The sequence below is a fragment of the Haladaptatus paucihalophilus DX253 genome (genome assembly GCF_000376445.1).
Classification (GTDB): domain Archaea; phylum Halobacteriota; class Halobacteria; order Halobacteriales; family Haladaptataceae; genus Haladaptatus; species Haladaptatus paucihalophilus.
Genome location: NZ_AQXI01000002.1, coordinates 1 through 16,907 on the forward strand (window position 1 = coordinate 1; position 16,907 = coordinate 16,907).

A 16,907-nucleotide genomic window follows, 5' to 3' on the forward strand; every position below is an offset into this window, starting at 1 on the left:
GTGATCGAGGTTCCGTACGCGAGATACCGTCCGCTCGGGAGTTCGTCCGACGTCGGCGGGCGGCAGTCCCCCGAAACGCCGTGCAGGGCGACTGGCGCACCGGCCTCGAATCGGAGTCGGCAGACCCGGGGGGAGAACGCGCCCGCTCGCTCCGTCTCGTCGTCGAGTTTTCGAAGCCGTTCCGGAACGGCGAACTCGAACGTCGTCGGCGTCGGTCCGATGGTGACGAGTTCCGACGACTGAAACTCGCCCCAGAACGGCCGGGCAGCCGCTGATTCGGCCGCCGAGAGCGTCACACGGACGGTCGCGTCGTCGCGGTTCGGGACGAATCGAACCTCGCACCCTGTCGGGTGACGAACGCGTTCGCGCGCGTCGACGTTCAGGTCGTTCCCGACGGACGTCGGGACGCGACACAGTTGTGTGCCGTCGGTCGCCCAGTCGGCGGGAATCGTCTCCGCGACGTTGTGGAGCGACACGGAGGGATGCGTATCGGAGTACATGGCGGTATTCGACGTACGAAGGTGTCGATAATAAGTGTGCAAGAACCCCGGACGTGTCGGTGCGCTTTTCGCGCGCCCCGCCGTGGGTGCTACCATGTCCAATCCGTCCGACTACAGCATCAGTGTACAGAGCGTCGTGTTCCGTTCCCGGTCGCTCGGCGACCTTCTCGACGCGCTCGAATCGACCGATATCGACCGACTGGAACTCTGGGGGGAGCACCTGTCCCCCGAGGACGACGAGGCGACCATCGCGGCGGGCAGACGCCGAATCGAGGAGTCGTCGGTGGCGGTCGATGGGTACGGCGTTATCGATATCGAAGACACCGGGGAAGCGCGGGACAGCTTCGCGCCCGCCGCCGACCTCGGCGCGGAGTACGTCACCGTGAATTACCCGCCAGCGCGGGACGACATCACCGAGGAACTCGTCGACCTCGCGGAGGCGTTCGACCTCGATGTCGGAATTCACAACTACTCGACCGTCCACCACGACGACCTCTCGACGGTGTTTTCCGGCATCGACGACGTTCGGTCCGTGGTGGACCGATACGACCACCCTCGACTCGGCGTCTGCATCGACACCGGCCACCTCGTCGTGGTGGACGAGTCTCCGGCCGACGTGATTTCGACGGTCGGCGACCGAATCGTCGCCGTCCACCTGAAGGACACCAGCGACGACGAGATAGAGGACCTCCCCGGTGCCGGAACGCTCGACCTTCCGACCGTTCTCGGCCTGTTCGACGACCACGGTGCCGTGGACGCCCCGCTCGTCGTCGAGTACGAACTCCCGGACGACCGGGTGCTCCCCGCGCTCCGGGAGGCCGAGGAGAACGTCCGTACCGCTGTCGAGGGCGGACGATAAGCGCCGCTTCCGTTGGCGGATTTCCGTCTCAGTCGAGTTCTGATGGTGGGGAGAACGTCAGTTCCGTCACGGCGGCCTCCAGTTCGACCGCGAATATCCGGGTGCCGTCCTCGCCTCCCGCGAGGTCCTCGCCGTCGAACGACCACCCCTCGGGAACCGAGACGAGCGCTTCGACCGGCGGAGCGTCCGCGCGTTCGATTGTCAGCGTCCCGTCGTCCCACGACGTCGAACGAATCGCGCCGGACTCGCCCGTGAGCGCGTCGCGCGTCCCGGTGACTCCCGGTCGGTCAGTGGGTTCGGACAGGTGGACGAGGAGAGCGTCGTGCGGGGCGAGCGTGCGCTCGATTCCCGCCCCGTCGAGCGAAACGGCGCGCTCCTCGAACGCGTCCCACGCGACGGGTGAGCTGACGCCGACCTCCTCGGGCGAGACGGAGACGGTCGCCGGTTCGTCCGTCCAGTTGAACGCCGCGATCGTCGCACCGTCGCCGAACGGGTGGTCGCAGACGAGGCGATCCGGGAACTCCTCGCTCCCGACGCCGACGACATCGCCGGTTCGGGCGGGCGGAAGCGTTCGTTCGAGGAGGTTGCGTCCCGCGTCGTCGATTTCCTCGATGGCGTCGCTGAAGACGTTGAGGCCGCCGGTGAGCGCGACGACGGCCGCGAACGCCCGCCGCTCGGCGTCGGTCAGGTCCGTCGTCGTCCGCACGAGTTGACAGTCCGGGTCGTTGAGCCACAGGCGACGGTGAGTGAACTGGCGGTTGAGCGTGTTCCGCACGGCGTTCTTCAGGGCGGGCTGGCTGTCCGACTCGCCGGGCGTCTCCCACACCGGGTCCACGTCCGGGCCGATTCGCATCGCGTCCACGATGCCGACGCTGGGACCGATGGGTGCACCGCATCCGAGGATAAACGTCTCGTCGCCCGCGACGTCGCGGATGATGGACAGCCCGGTCCGGTAGGCATCCGCCCGCGTCGCCGTTTCGTCGTGGTAGTCGCCCGGTAGCGCGGCGGCGAAGAGGAAGTCCAGTTTGAGATAGTCGTAGCCCCACTCGTGGACGACGGTGTGGAACGTCTCGCGGAGCCACGTCTGGACCTCCGGGTGGGTCGCATCGAGGCCGTACAGGTACTCCCCCGACCGAAATCCGGCTCCCACGGGACCGTCCTCGTCGGCGATGAGCCACTCCGGGTGCTCCGTGGCGACGGCCGAATCCGCGGCGACGTGGAACGGCGCGAGCCAGATGCCGGGGGTGTAGCCCGCCGATTCGATGTCCGCGGCGAGCGCGCCCATGTCCGAGAAGTCGTCGTTGACGGACCGCCAGTCGCCGATGGCTGTCGTGTACCCGTCGTCGACCTGCACGAGGGCGACCGGAATCCCCCACTCGTTCAACCCCTCCGCGTTCTCTCGGACGTCAGCCTCGGAGACGTCCGTGAAGTAGTGATACCACGAACACCACCCCGTCGGGACGGTCTCGAGGAAGCGGGCGTCGATTCGCTCGCCGACCGCGGACGCCCACGCGGCGAGGGCATCGGATACGGTCCGCGAGGCGTCCGCCAGAAGCGGGGAACTGGTCAGCGTTTCGCCGCGGGCGAGACGGTAGCCGTCGGCCGGACAAACGGCCGTCACGCCGGAGACGCCGGTCGAATCGTCCGCGATGTCGAACCGCGTGACGTAGCGGTCGTGGTCCAGAAACCCGAGGGTGAGCGACCGCGACCCGTCAGCGACGGCCGTGACGTAGTTGCTCGTCCGCGTTTCCCCGTCGGTCGCCAGGTCGTACATCATCGGTGCGGCGTCCTCGTTCTCCGGCGGGAAGCGTTCCCCGACCGGAAGCGCCCCGGTCGGCGTCCACGACTGGTAGCCGTGTCGGTACACGCGGGCGTCCGAACCGAACTCGACGTTGCCGCCCGCTATCCGGAAGGAATCGACCGTTACGGCCGTTTCGGACTCGTTTTCCAGTTCCATGGTCACGACGACGCCGCTCGGATGCGTATCGAGTTCGAGACGGAGTTCGACGGGTTCTCCGCCGTCGCGTCGGCAACGGTGGACGACGGCGGGCGTCGAATCGTCGAGCGTGGCGTCGGCGGAGCGGGCTTCGGACCCGTCGGGCGTGACGAGTTCGCCGTCGAGAACGACACCGGGAGAACCGGCGAAGACGACGCCGTTGGCGTCGTGAATCGACAGTTGGGCCTCGTCGATGTCGTAGCGGAGCGTGGTCGCGTCTCTCGTCCGTTCGAGCATGGCCCCATGTTTCTTCGACGGGGTATAAAAATATCATCGCCCCCGTCATGTCGCCGACGACGGGTGGCGGTTTCCGTCGCATCGTCGAGAGGGGAAGTATTATATCTCCCCGTCGAAATTTGGTAGCAGTATGCAGACAGCCACCCTTAGTGGGAGCTGGGAGTTTCGACGTTCCGGCGACGAACGCTGGCGCGAGGCGACCGTTCCCGGAGGGATATACGGAGACCTACTGAGCGCGGGCGAGATCGACGATCCGTACGAAAACGACAACGAACTCGACCTGCAGTGGGTCGGTGAATCGGATTGGGAGTACCGTCGGGTCGTGACGGTCGGCGAATCGCTCCTCGACCACGAGCGGGTCGTGCTTCAGTGCGACGGTCTGGACACCGTTGCGACCGTCTACGTCAACGGTGAAATCGTCGGCGGGGCCGAAAACATGTTCCGACGACACGTGTTCGACGTCGCCGACGCCCTAACAGCAGGGGAAAACGAGGTTCGAATCCGGTTTCGCTCGCCCGTCGAGTACGCGGCCGAGCGGGCGGCGGACCACCCGTACGACGTGCCCACGCTTCGATATCCGGTCGACCAGCCCGCTCGAAACTTCATCCGAAAGGCCCAGTGTCATTTCGGCTGGGACTGGGGGCCGTGTCTTCCCACGGTCGGTATCTGGCGCGACCTCCGACTGGTCGCCCACTCGTCGCCGCGAATCGACCACGTAACGCCCGTACAGCGCCACGGCCAAGGGGACGTCGAACTCGACGTTCGAGTCGGACTCTCGGTGCCGACCCCCGGCGAGTACGAGGTTTCCGCGGCGGTCGATGGAACCGACGCGTCGGCGAGTCGGCGGGTGACGCTCGACGGTGACGGGGAAGTCGCGCTGTCGATGACCGTCGAGAAGCCGGAACTGTGGTGGCCCGCCGGTCGCGGCGACCAACCGCTGTACGACCTCGGCGTGACCGTCGAAGGCGACGTCGCCCACTCGGTGGCCGAACGGATCGGATTCCGTGACGTCGAACTCGTTCGACCGCCCGACGGGGACGGTGACGGCGAGGGCTTCCACCTCCGAGTGAACGGCGAACCGATCTTCGCCCGCGGCGCGAACTGGATCCCCGCCGACGCCATGTATCGAAACGTGACCACGGAAACGTACGACGACTTGCTCTCCAGCGCCGTCGATGCCAACATGAACGCGGTTCGCGTTTGGGGCGGCGGCTACTACGAACGAGACGCCTTCTATCGCCTCTGCGACGAGAAGGGACTGCTCGTCTGGCAGGACTTCATGTTCTCCTGCGCGCTGTATCCGGGCGACGACGCGTTCGTGAACTCGGTCGAGGCGGAGGCGCGTTATCAGGTCCGTCGTCTTTCGACCCATCCCTCGGTCGCGCTGTGGTGCGGCAACAACGAACTCGAAGTCGGCGTGGAGAGTTGGTTCGCGGACAGCGACCACATCGACCGACTCGAAGACGACTACGACGAACTGTTCAGGGAAACTCTCGGAGCGGTCGTGGACGAGGAGAACCCGTCCTGTCCGTACTGGTCTGCCTCCCCGTCCAGCGGTCCAGACAGGCTCGACCCGGAGGACGAAGGACGTGGCGACATCCACTACTGGGGTGTCTGGCACGAGGGGAAACCGTTCTCGGCGTTTCTGGAGACGGAACCGCGGTTCGTCTCGGAGTTCGGCTATCAGTCCTTCCCCTCGGTCGAAACGCTGGCCGACGTGGTTCCGGCCGACCAGCACAATCCGACCGCGCCGCTGATGGAACACCACCAGCGTAACGAGGGCGGCAACAAGCGCATCCTCCAGCGGATGGCCGACCACTTCCGCATGCCGTCGGACTTCGACGATTTCGTCTACTTGAGCCAGATTCAGCAGGGGTTGGCCATCCGTACCGCGGTCGAACACTGGCGACGGCGGAAACCACACTGTATGGGGACGCTCTACTGGCAGCTGAACGACCTCTGGCAGTGTGCGTCGTGGTCGTCCGTCGAATACGGCGGCGAGTGGAAGGCGCTCCACCACATCGCGCGGCGATTCTACGAACCGACCTTGGTTTCAATGGTCGAGGACGAGGAGGACCTCGAACTGTGGGTGACGAACGACGGCGGCGAGCCGATTTCCGGGACGGTCCGCGTGGACGCCGTCACGGTGGACGGCGAGCACCTGTTCGAAACCGCGTTCGCCGCCGAGGTACACGGGGACGGGAGCGACCGAATCGGCACTGTCGACGTCGGAACCGCACTCGGCGACGCCGCGCGCTCGGAGGTGCTGTTCCGGGCGACCCCGGTGACTCTCGGCTCTGCCTCGTCCGCGTATCACACGCTCGTCCCGTACAAACGGCTCTCGCTGCCGGACTCCGACCTCGAACTGACGGTGCGCGACGGAAACGCAATCGTTCGCGCCCCCAAAGCCGCGCTCTTCGTCGAGTTGCGAAGCGACGGACGCGGGCGGTTCGAGGACAACTACTTCCACCTCGCGCCGGGAGAGGAGCGGACGCTCGCGTACGAATCCGAGCGTGACGTCTCCGACGAGGAGTTGGAAGAGTCGATTTCCGTTCGCCACCTCGCCGAGACGTACTGACCGAACCGCCTCGCTTCGTTTTCGTTCTCCCCCACTCGGCGGTCCGTGCACGGGTTGCCCGGACTTCCCGCGGCGACACCCGACGCTCACGTTTCCCGTGACCACTCCGGTGGTTCGTCGGAAAGTCCGTCCGGGTACCACGGATACGCGACCGGTGATTCTCGCGTTCCTGGACGATTATTTGCAACCTCGAAACGACGAGATAATGACGTCCCGTCGATGAGCGGCGGAAGTGTTTGACTACATCAAATAATACGAATACTGATTCCGAATACGGCGTCGTGACGAGGGACGGAAACGCTCCGAGAAAGGACAAATCGCGCACCTAAACGGAGAATCTCGCGGGTTTCGTACCGATTCCAGTGGTGTGGGAGCTAGTATGAGCTACGGCTTTTCGTTTGAAATCATCAAATCTATTGTTTCGGCTTCGCTCTCCGTTTGATATACTAAAACAAAAACCGGTGTGCCGTCGGGACGTTCACACGGGCTGACGGGGATTCCAGAACAACAAACGTTCTATTTATTCGTGAACAACCTGCGGTTCGGCCGAAAACGGCCTCGATGAGCCACGGTTCGTCGTGAAACCGCGCGTTTTTCTACGGGTAGCCCCGGTCCGGCTTTCGTTTGAATTTATCAAACCACCTGTGGCGTCCGGGACGTTCGAGCGGTTCGCGTTCATCGACCCGATGGAGAATTACACCACTAGTGATGTAATGGTTACTCGGCGAACCGTTTGGACGGATGTTGACGGTCGGTGACCGTTCCACCGGCCACGCTGGTTCTTCGACGTGCGCGAACGGAAATCCACACACGGGTCGAAAGGAGGCATCGGTATCGCGGCAGGAAGACGGCGGTTTCGAGGAAACGGGTGGAACATCGCCGCCACGGGAATGGTTATTAGGCCACCACCACAACGACCCAACCATGCCGACGGAATCGACCGCGACGTTCGAATCGTCGTTACGAACGTTCGACGTGCCGTGTACAGTGACGACCGTCGATGACTTCCCCGACGCGCTGGACGCGGCAATCGAGGCGCCTGCGGTGGGCGTCCCACTGGACATCGACGGAATAGATGTGGACGACGCGGACGTGACGCGCTCGCCGTCCACGGGACAACTCGCGGACGCGAAGACGGGCGTCACACCCGCCGCGCTCGGCGTCGCAGCACACGGAAGTCTCCTTCTGCAGTCGTCCGCAGAGGGGACCGAACCCGTCAGTCTCTATCCTCCCCGTCACGTCGCCGTGGTTCGGGAGAGCGACATCGTTCCCGATGTTCGAGACGCGCTCGAACGGCTTGACAGCGAGTTCGACGCCGGTCGGCGGTCCGCCGTCTTCGCCACCGGCGTCAGCGCCACGGGCGACATGGGCGCGCTCGTGGAAGGCGTTCACGGACCGGGCGACGTCCGCGTCATCGTCGTGGAGGGGCGCTGATGAGCGGCGAGAGCCGACGCCGGACGGCGGCGAAAATTCGCAACCTGCTGGAGACGGAGGGAGAGAGCGTTCAGGAGAACACGACGCATTTCAACGAGGGACGCTACGACGCGATTCAGGAGTTCGACGGGTACGAAGCGGTCCGCGAGGAAGCGCGCGCCATCAAGGAGGACGCCATCGACCGACTCCCCGAACTGGTCGAAACCCTCCGCGAGTCGGTCGAGGAGAACGGCGGCCACCTGTACGTCGCCGACGACGCCGCGGACGCGAACGCGTACATCCGAACCGTCGTCGACGATGCCGACGCGGAATCCGTCGTCAAGAGCAAGTCGATGACGACCGAGGAACTCGACGTCAACGAGGCGCTCGAAACCGACGACGTTGACGTCTGGGAAACGGACCTCGGCGAGTTCGTCATCCAAGTCGCGGACGAAGCGCCGTCGCATCTCATCGGACCGGCGTTCCACCGGACGACCGACGACGTTGCCGACCTCTTCAACGAGTACTTCGACCCGGACGAACCGTTCGAGACGGCGGAACAGCTCACCGACTTCGCCCGGGACTACCTCGGCGAGCGAATCCGCGACGCCGACGTCGGCATGACCGGCGCGAACTTCGTCCTCGCCGACTCGGGGACGATAACGCTCGTCACCAACGAAGGGAACGCGCGGAAGTGTGCGGTGACGCCCGATACCCACATCGCGGTCACCGGCGTCGAGAAGGTCATCCCGTCGCTGTCGGAACTCGGGCCGTTCGTGGAACTCATCGCCCGGTCGGCCACCGGGCAGGACATCGCCCAGTACGTCTCGCTGTTCAGTCCGCCGACCGACTCGCCCACGCTGGATTTCGAGCACCCCGACGAGCCGGGATTCGGACCCCAGCGCGACCGGGAGTTCCACCTCGTCCTCATCGACAACGGCCGCATGGCGATGCGCGAGGACGATCAGTTGCGCGAGACGCTGTACTGCATCCGCTGTGGTGCCTGTGCGAACTCCTGTGCGAACTTCCAGCACGTCGGCGGCCACGCCTTCGGCGGCGAGACGTACACCGGTGGCATCGCCACCGGTTGGGAGACCGGCGTCCACGGCATCGAGAGCGCGGGCGAGTTCAACGACCTCTGTACGGGGTGCTCGCGCTGCGTGAACGCCTGCCCGGTCAAAATCGACATCCCGTGGATAAACACGGTCGTCCGCGACCGGCTCAACCGAGAGCACGACTCGTCGGAGTTCGACTTCCTCGTCGAAGGGCTGACGCCGGACGAGGAACCCGCGGGTCTCGACCTCCAGAAGCGCGCGTTCGGCAACTTCGAGACGCTGGCGAAGGTGGCGAGCAAAACCGCCCCCGTCTCGAATCGACTGCTCGGGTCGGCCCCCGTCAGGGCCGCGATGAGCCGACTCGCGGGAATCGACCGCCGCCGCGACCTGCCGACCTTCCAGGGTGAATCGCTCGTCGAGTGGTTCGCGGCGCGTGGCGGGAGCCGCGTCCACGACGCCGACCGAACCGCCGTCCTGTACCCCGACGTGTACACGAACTACGTTCTCGTGGACCGCGGGAAGGCGGCGGTGGCCCTCCTCGAATCCCTCGGCGTCGAGGTCGTCGTTCCCGACGTCCCCGGAAGTGGCCGCGCACCGCTCTCGCAGGGAATGGTCGACACCGCGGAATCGAAGGCCCACCGCGTGTTCGACCGCCTCCGTCGGCACATCGACCGCGGCCGCGATGTCGTCGTCATCGAACCGAGCGACCTCGCCATGTTCCGACGGGAGTACGAGAAGTTGCTCCCCCCGCGCGCCTTCGAAACCCTCTCCGAGAACAGCTACGAGGTGCTCGAATACGTGTTCGGACTGCTGGAAAACGGCGCTGACGCCGACGCGCTTGCGAGTCCGGGCACGAAACTCGCCTACCACAGCCACTGTCAGCAGCGAACGCTCGGAGTGGACGCTTACACCGAGGCGGTCTTCGAGCGCCTCGGCTACGACGTCGCTACGTCGGACGTGGAGTGTTGCGGCATGGCCGGGAGCTTCGGGTACAAATCGGAGTACTACGAGTTGAGCATGGACGTCGGGGAGACGCTCCGCGACCAGTTCGAGGACGAGACCGACCGGACCGTCGTCGCCTCCGGAACCTCCTGTACGGAGCAGCTCGTGGATCTCCTGTCCGCCGACGTGCGCCACCCGGTCGAAGTCATCGAGGCATCGCGGCGGTAGCCCTCCGCTCCTCGAAGACTAGTCGGCCGACGAACGCGAGTGATGGCGACGCGCGATAGAACGTCGGGTGAAAGCGCGGCTGACCGTGCCGACCACGGACCGACCCCGATTTTCGGCGACCGTCGCTATCGAAGCGTTCTCGGCCCATATCCGGCAGTGAACACGGTGGTAATCGCCGACTATAACCGAGGATTGCGCACGCTACCACGGGTAATCCGAGCGAACTTGCGGACGCACTCGTGGTACTGGTATCGGTACCGAGACCTGATATCGAGAACGGAATCCCAAGATGTCAGATTGTAGTATAACTCGGTCGAGAGCGGTTCTGGAATACGCTCAATCGATATTCGAACTACCGATGGATACAGGCCGTCTATACGGCGTTTTCCTTCACAAAAAGGAATTGTCCGCTCCGTTCACTCTCCATATTATCTGGTTTTTTATACGTTTTGGGGAACCTAGCAGGATGCACTCACGAGACCGAATTCAGTAAGTGGTCACACATTGGTAACAAATCGGACCATCGTGTTCTGAGACTTTTCGCATTTCTCTGCACCCCAAGTTAATCCGTTCCATCCGCTATTTTTAGCCGCCTCTTTCGATTAGTAATGTGGTCGAAACAAAGATACCTCCGCTCGATGGTGGATGTATGCTATCCGAAACAACTGTCGTCGATCAACAGTTCGAAGAAACCGTTCGCTCGCTGTTCGAAGATGCGGATTCCGTCCTGATAGTGAATCCCGCACCGCCCGTGTTTCGAGCGCTCATACTGACGGCGGTCGAATCCGACATCGACCTTCCCGACCTCAAGGTGCTCGCCAGTTCCGAAGTGCTGAAATCGGCCGTCGAGGACTTCATCCTCGCGAGTCGCGTCGCGGATTTGGTCGAACAGGAGGTACTGACACTCCGCACGACCTCGGATATCGCACGGAATTCCCTGCTCGTCAGCGAGGACCTCGTCGTGACGGTGATAACCTTGGACGGGAAACTGACGGGGCTGCAGTCGTCTGACGAGGAGTTGGTCGAAAACGTTCGGACGACGTTCATGGACGAGTGGGAGACGGGCGATACGTTCAGTTTGCGGACCCCGCCGTTCTCCCGCGTGAAAGAAACGCTCGACGAAGACTTCGGGGAGGACGTCAAGGACGATTTCATGATGATCGTCGAGTCGGTCGATACGATTCCGGGGGAGGACGACGAGCTCGATGAGGTCGCCATCGCGCTGCTGGTCGGAGCGAACAACGAGGAACTGCTCTACGACATCAGCAAATGGGGCGAGGACACCGGCGTCGCGAGTAAAGCAACGTTTTCGCGGACGAAAACGCGACTCGAAGACCGCGGCCTGATAGAGACGGAAAAGGTTCCCATCGACGTCGGCCGTCCGCGACTTCGGTTGGTCTTGGTACCGAACGACCTGCAGAACATCGACAATCTGGCCGAACAGGTGACCGCGTAGCGCCGACCGCCGCCCGCACCGAACGCCCGTCGGTCGCACTCGACGGGCGAAAACACACGAGGAGTGGAACGTACCGTGTCCGACGGATGAACGGAAGGCCCGGTTCTGACATCGAAAACGTACCGCGTCTCGACGTCTTCGACGCACCGCGGTCGAACGGGACTTCTGTCCGCTCCTCTCCCTAGCATTACAATAATAGTGCTGTAATTCTTGGCGTGCGGAAGGAGGGATCACCGTTCCTCGGTCGCTTCGACCGAAATACGTTCTGATATGGAGAACGTATTAACGGTCCACCCGAGGGACCTCGGTGTCCGATTTTCCATCGATCCCGTCGAATACCGCTGTCTCTCCCGGCTATCAACCGCTTTTGAAACCTGGCGAAAATCGGGGTTGGCACCCGGACCGTTCTGGTATTGGGAACGGACCATTCACGAGTCGCGTGGCGGTATCACGTCGGGGAGCTGATTTCCGGAGAAAGACGTCTCTATCCGGTCGCGTCGCCGGTTGTCGTCTGGTCAGACCGTAACCGTTCCGTTCACGAGCCGCCCGATTCGGTCGATGTCGATGATAACTTCGTCGCCTTCGGTGAGGGTGAACGACTCCGGGGGCACGAGTGCGGTTCCCGTGAGCAGAACCAACGTTTCGGGGAGGCTGTTGTGCCGTCGAAGGTACGAGACGAGTTCCTCGCAGGTGGTCGCCATCTCCCTCGTCGTGGTCGATTCCTCGTACATCGTCTCACCGTCGCGTCGTATCGAGAGGGACATCGAGAGGTCGTGCGGGTCGCCGACCGTTTCCGCCGAAGCGATGCAGGGTCCGATGGCACAACACCGGTCGTACACTTTCGCCTGTGGAAGGAACAGCGGGTTTTCTCCCTCGATATCCCGACTGGAGACGTCGTTGCCGACCGTGTAGCCGACGACTTCGCCGCGGTGCAGGACGATGCCGAGTTCGGGCTCCGGGACGTCCCACTCCGAATCCCCGCGCACGCCGACATCCTCCCACGGACCGACCGTCCGCGACGGCGTTGCCTTCATGAACAGCTCCGGTCGCCCGCTGTCGTACACGTCGATGTACACCTCCGGCTTGCCGCTCTCGGCTTTGCGCGCCTCTTCGCTGATCCGGTACGTGACGCCCGCCGCCCACACCTCGTCGGCGACGATGGGTTGGCGGATGTTCCGGTCGGCGTCGTCAAACTCGATGCGGTCGGCGTCGTCGAGGCGGTTTCGAGCGACGGTATCGATGGACGTGTCGTTCGCGTTCGCTGCGCGGGCGAGCGCCCTGAACGAGCTGAGGTCAGCTGAGACGGACGTGAGGTCGTATGCGGTTCCGTCGTCGTCGATCACGACCAACGTATCCGCGGATGAGCGAGGCTCTCCCCCGGGGAGTCGGTAATAGCGCATACACAGTGATGAGCGGAAGGTGTTAAAAGAGTATCGCCGTGGAGAAACCCGTTTTGCCGGTGACGAAACGGGCCCCTTCGACATTTTGACGACCCGCGTGAGCCACTGGCTCACTGGCACGGCGAGGCTCACGCTTCGTCAAACGACGCAAAGCAAAGCTTTGCTGGCTCGACGAATCTATGCCTCGTCAAACAGCGCGGAGTAGAGCTTTGCTGGCTCGACAAAGCTCACGCCTCATCAAACAACTCCTCACCTTCGACCATGTGCTTCTCGACGGCGTTCATGTCGAGCGTCACGCCGAGGCCCGGTTCTTCGGGAATTTCCATCCTACCTTCCCGAATGAGGTCGTCCTCCTCGACGAGGTCCTCCCACCAACCGAGTTGGTAGGAATGGTATTCCACGGCGAGGCTGTTGGGTATCGCCGCGGCGACCTGTGCGGACGCCATGGTTCCGATGGGCGAGGAGACGTTGTGCATGGCGACCGGGATGTAGTACATGTCGGCGAGGTCGGCAATCTTTCGCGTCTCGCGCATGCCGCCCACGCGCGGGAGGTCGGGTGCGATGATGTCTACGGCCTGCGGTTCGAGCAGCGTCCGCTGGCCGAACTTCCGGTAGACGTTCTCGCCCACGGCGATGGGCGTCGTCGTCGATTCCGTGACCTTCTGCTGTACGTCGTGATTCTCCGGCGGAATCGGGTCTTCGAGCCACCACACGTCGTACCCTTCGAGTTCGCGGGCGAGGCGCTTCGCGCTCCCGCTCGTGAACGACCAGTGGCAGTCGAACGCCACGTCCGCGCGGTCGCCGACCGTTTCACAGACTCGCTCGACGATTTCGACTTTGTGGTCTATCTCGGGACCGCGAAGGTGGCGGTTCGCGCGGTCCTTCTCGTACCCCGAAGGAACGTCGAGGTCGAACTTGATGGCGTCGTAGCCGAGTTCGGAGACGACGCGTTCCGCCTCCGCCGCGTTCGATTCGGGTTCCGACTCGTCTCCAGCGTGGCAGTCACAATAGATTCGCACCTCGTCGCGGTACTTCCCGCCGACGAGTTGGTAGGCCGGGAGTTCGACGAGTTTTCCCGCGAGGTCGTGCAGGGCGATTTCGATACCGGAGATGGCCGAGATGGTTTTCCCGGAGATGGAGCCTTCGCCGGACATCTTCTGGACGAGATGCTCGTAGAGTCGGTCGATGTCGAGCGGATTCTCGCCGATGAGAAACGGCTTCATCCGCTCGATGATGGCCGTGTCGCCGCCGCCCCAGTAGGATTCGCCGGTTCCCACGACGCCAGCGTCGGTGTAGACGCGAACGAGAATCCACGGGTAGTTTCCGTCCACCATCGTCGTCTGTACGTCGGTTATCTCCGCATCGCGGACCCCGCCGCGTCGGTTGGTGAGGCCCATCGTCTCGGCGGAGAGGTCACGCATCGTATACTCCGCGTTCGGGTCGCGGAGCTTCGCTTGATCAACCATTGCATGCGAGGGGTTACCAGAGGTCGGTAGTAAAGGTTGCGACTCGGGAGATATCGTCCGAATCGGTCACTCGACCGACACCCGTCTCTCGGTTTCGGCGGCCTCGTAGATGGCGGCGAGCGTCCGCATATCGACGAGGGCGTGTTCGCCGTCGGGCGTCGGCTCGACCCCTCGAACGACCCGGTCGGCGAAGTAGTCGAACTCCTCGGTCATCTCGTCGCCGAACAGGTCGCGGCGGCCGTCGTCGATCTCCATCTCGCGGCCGTCCGCCAGTCGGAGCGTGAGCGTCTGTGGAGTGGCACCCAAAAACGCCGGGTCGAGGCGCAGTTCGCCCTCGGTACCGATAACTCGGAACCCGCCCGATAGGTGCGCGTTCTGGCTGACGGTGCAGGCGGCGTACGTGCCGTCGTCGAACCGGAGCGAGAAGGTGGCGTGTTCGTCCGGAACGTCGTCGAACGCCTCGTGTTCGGAGTGCATCTGTGCGGTCACGCTCATGGGGTCGGCGTCGAGGACGAACCGAGCGGTGTTCAGCGGATAGATACCGAGGTCCATCACCGTCGAACCGTATCCGGCGAGGTCGGGGTCGAGTCGCCACTGGTCCGGGTTGCCCGAAACGACGTCGAGCATCTGCTGTTCCATGTGGCCGTGGACGGCCACCGGGTCGCCGATGGCCCCGTCGCGGACGAGTTCGCGCATCCGGCGAACCTGCGGGTCGGTCTGCATTCGGTAGGCGACCATCAACGGAACATCTTCGGCGGCCGCGACGAGTTCCTCGGCGCGGTCGAGCGTCGCCTCCATCGGCTTTTCGCAGAGCACTGCTTTCCCGTGGTCCGCGGCGGCGGACACGTACTGCAGGTGAGATGCGTTCGGCGTACAGACGTACGCAGCGTCGTACTCGTCGGTCGCGTCGCCGTTCACGAACTCGTCGTACGTGAGGGCGGCGCTGACGGTCGAGCTATCGTGGGCGACGGTCTCGGCCTTTTCGTGGGAGCTGCTGACGGCGACGGTCGTCTCGCAGAACTTCGATTCTCGAATCGCCGGGACGGCCTGCTCGCGCGTCCACCAACCGAGACCCACGAGGGCGACGCGGAGCGTGCCCGATTCCAGTTCTTCCCAATCCCGTTGTCTGATACCGCTCAGGTAGTCGTCGACGGTCATACTCGGACGATTCAACCCAGTCGGCAAAAAACTAGTGATGGCCGTAGTAAAATTCCCGTCAAACGTTCGTCGAACCGTAACAGTCGTATGGCAGAAGTGAGAATAATGGCCTGATGTCGAAGACGACGTACAACTACGTTAACGGCGAGTGGATCGAATCGGAGTCGGGTGACACCATCGAAGTCGAGAACCCCGCGAACCCGAACGAGGCAGTGGGACGCTATCAGTCGTCCAGCGCGACCGACGCGACGGCCGCGGTCGAAGCCGCCGCTGCAGCGGCCGACGACTGGGCATCGACGCCGGGACCGGAGCGCGGCCGAATCCTCCGCGCGGCCGGGACCCTGCTCGAAGAGCGCAAGGACGAGCTGACGGACGTGCTCGTCGCCGAGGAAGGGAAGGCCCACGCCGAAGCCGGTGGGGAGGTCCAGCGGGCTATCGACATCTTCCACTACTTCGCCGGGAAGGCGGCCGACCTCGGCGGAACGATGAAGAGTCCGAGCGCACCGAACCAGAACCTGTACACGAGAACGGAACCGGTCGGCGTCGCCGCGCTCATCACGCCGTGGAACTACCCCATCGCCATTCCGGCATGGAAGCTCGCACCGGCCTTGGCGACCGGGAACGCGGTCGTGCTCAAACCGGCGTCGGCCGCACCCGGCGTCGCAATCGAACTCGCGCGGGCGCTGGACGAAGCCGGACTCCCCGACGGCGTGCTGAACGTCGTCACCGGGTCGGGGAGCGCCGTCGGCACGGAATTCATCGAACACGATGCGGTGGATGCCGTCTCGTTCACCGGTAGCAGCGAAGTCGGCGAGATGGTGTACGACCGGGCGACCGACGCGGGCAAACGCGTCCAGACGGAGCTCGGCGGCAAGAACCCGACGGTCGTCGCGGCCTCGGCCGACCCGGCGGAGGCCGCCGATATCGTCGCGGGCGGCGGATTCGGGACGACCGGTCAGTCCTGTACCGCGTGTTCCCGCGCCATCGTCCACGAGGACGTGTACGACGAGTTCGTGGCCGAACTCGTGGACCGCGCCGAATCCATCGACGTCGGTCCGGGTGCCGACCACGAGATGGGACCGCAGGTGAGCGAAAGCGAACTCGAATCGACGCTCGACTACATCGAAATCGCCGAAAACGAGGGGGCGACGCTCGCGGCGGGGGGCAACACTCCCGACGGTGAAGCGGTCGAGACCGGATACTTCGTGGAACCGACCGTGTTTACCGACGTGGACTCCGAGATGCGAATCGCACAGGAGGAGGTCTTCGGGCCGGTTGTCGCCGTCATCAAGGTAAGCGATTTCGACGAGGGTCTCCACGTCGCGAACGACGTTCACTACGGCCTCTCGGCGAGCATCGTCACCGACGACCACACGGAAGCCAACCGCTTCATCGACGAGGTGGAGGCGGGCGTCGTGAAGGTCAACGACAAGACGACGGGACTCGAACTTCACGTTCCCTTCGGCGGGTTCAAGCGATCGTCCAGCGAGACGTGGCGCGAACAGGGCGACGAGGGACTGGAGTTCTACACCATCGAGAAGACGGTGTACGACAGTTACTGAGGTGCCACTCGGTACCGTCGTTCGGTTCGTCCCTTTTCGGCGTGACGTTCGTTCCCT

10 protein-coding genes and 1 pseudogene are annotated in these 16,907 nt (G+C 63.9%); 6 read left to right on the plus strand and 5 right to left on the minus strand.

The features are described 5' to 3' along the window. Positions 1-500 (minus strand): annotated as a pseudogene (locus tag B208_RS0116315) (GDSL family lipase); the annotation flags it as partial. Positions 501-594: 94 nt separating this feature from the next. On the opposite strand from B208_RS0116315, the gene B208_RS0116320 reads away from it, so the two are divergent. Next, positions 595-1,359, plus strand: a complete 765-nt coding sequence (locus tag B208_RS0116320; protein ID WP_018128984.1) for a sugar phosphate isomerase/epimerase family protein — start codon at positions 595-597, stop codon at positions 1,357-1,359. A 28-nt stretch (positions 1,360-1,387) separates the two neighbouring features. On the opposite strand, the gene B208_RS0116325 is transcribed toward B208_RS0116320, so the two are convergent. Then, positions 1,388-3,592, minus strand: a complete 2,205-nt coding sequence (locus tag B208_RS0116325; RefSeq protein WP_018128985.1) for a glycoside hydrolase family 36 protein — start codon at positions 3,590-3,592, stop codon at positions 1,388-1,390. 130 nt (positions 3,593-3,722) lie between these two features. On the opposite strand from B208_RS0116325, the gene B208_RS0116330 reads away from it, so the two are divergent. The 4 genes from B208_RS0116330 (at position 3,723) to tbsP (ending at position 11,264) form a co-directional block, all read left to right on the plus strand. Continuing rightward, positions 3,723-6,170 carry a beta-mannosidase gene (locus B208_RS0116330; protein ID WP_007983113.1) on the plus strand — a complete coding sequence of 816 codons (2,448 nt, stop codon included), beginning with the start codon at positions 3,723-3,725 and terminating at the stop codon, positions 6,168-6,170. Positions 6,171-7,094: 924 nt separating this feature from the next. Further along, positions 7,095-7,604 carry an LUD domain-containing protein gene (locus B208_RS0116335; RefSeq protein WP_007983115.1) on the plus strand — a complete coding sequence of 170 codons (510 nt, stop codon included), beginning with the start codon at positions 7,095-7,097 and terminating at the stop codon, positions 7,602-7,604. Continuing rightward, the gene (locus B208_RS0116340; protein ID WP_007983117.1) at positions 7,604-9,808 is read left to right on the plus strand and encodes an LUD domain-containing protein; all 2,205 of its coding nucleotides are present in this window, start codon (positions 7,604-7,606) and stop codon (positions 9,806-9,808) included. The genes B208_RS0116335 and B208_RS0116340 overlap by 1 nt, the downstream gene beginning before the upstream one ends. A gap of 649 nt (positions 9,809-10,457) precedes the next feature. After that, a complete protein-coding gene (gene tbsP, locus B208_RS0116345) occupies positions 10,458-11,264 on the plus strand; it encodes a transcriptional regulator TbsP (protein WP_007983119.1) in 807 nt (268 codons plus the stop codon). A 515-nt stretch (positions 11,265-11,779) separates the two neighbouring features. Here the strand turns inward: tbsP and B208_RS0116350 are convergent. The 3 genes from B208_RS0116350 to gfo6 form a co-directional block, all read right to left on the minus strand. Further along, the gene (locus tag B208_RS0116350) at positions 11,780-12,664 is read right to left on the minus strand and encodes a fumarylacetoacetate hydrolase family protein (protein ID WP_026177898.1); all 885 of its coding nucleotides are present in this window, start codon (positions 12,662-12,664) and stop codon (positions 11,780-11,782) included. 227 nt (positions 12,665-12,891) lie between these two features. Further along, on the minus strand, positions 12,892-14,130 hold the full coding sequence (locus B208_RS0116355) for a mandelate racemase/muconate lactonizing enzyme family protein (protein ID WP_007983123.1): 1,239 nt from the start codon (positions 14,128-14,130) through the stop codon (positions 12,892-12,894). A gap of 66 nt (positions 14,131-14,196) precedes the next feature. Continuing rightward, positions 14,197-15,288, minus strand: coding sequence for a D-xylose 1-dehydrogenase Gfo6 (gfo6, locus tag B208_RS0116360; RefSeq protein ID WP_007983125.1), 1,092 nt, complete (start codon positions 15,286-15,288; stop codon positions 14,197-14,199). 113 nt (positions 15,289-15,401) lie between these two features. Here gfo6 and xacF point away from each other — a divergent pair, with 113 nt between their 5' ends. Then, a complete protein-coding gene (gene xacF / locus B208_RS0116365) occupies positions 15,402-16,850 on the plus strand; it encodes a 2,5-dioxovalerate dehydrogenase (protein WP_007983127.1) in 1,449 nt (482 codons plus the stop codon). Positions 16,851-16,907: the final 57 nt, after the last annotated feature.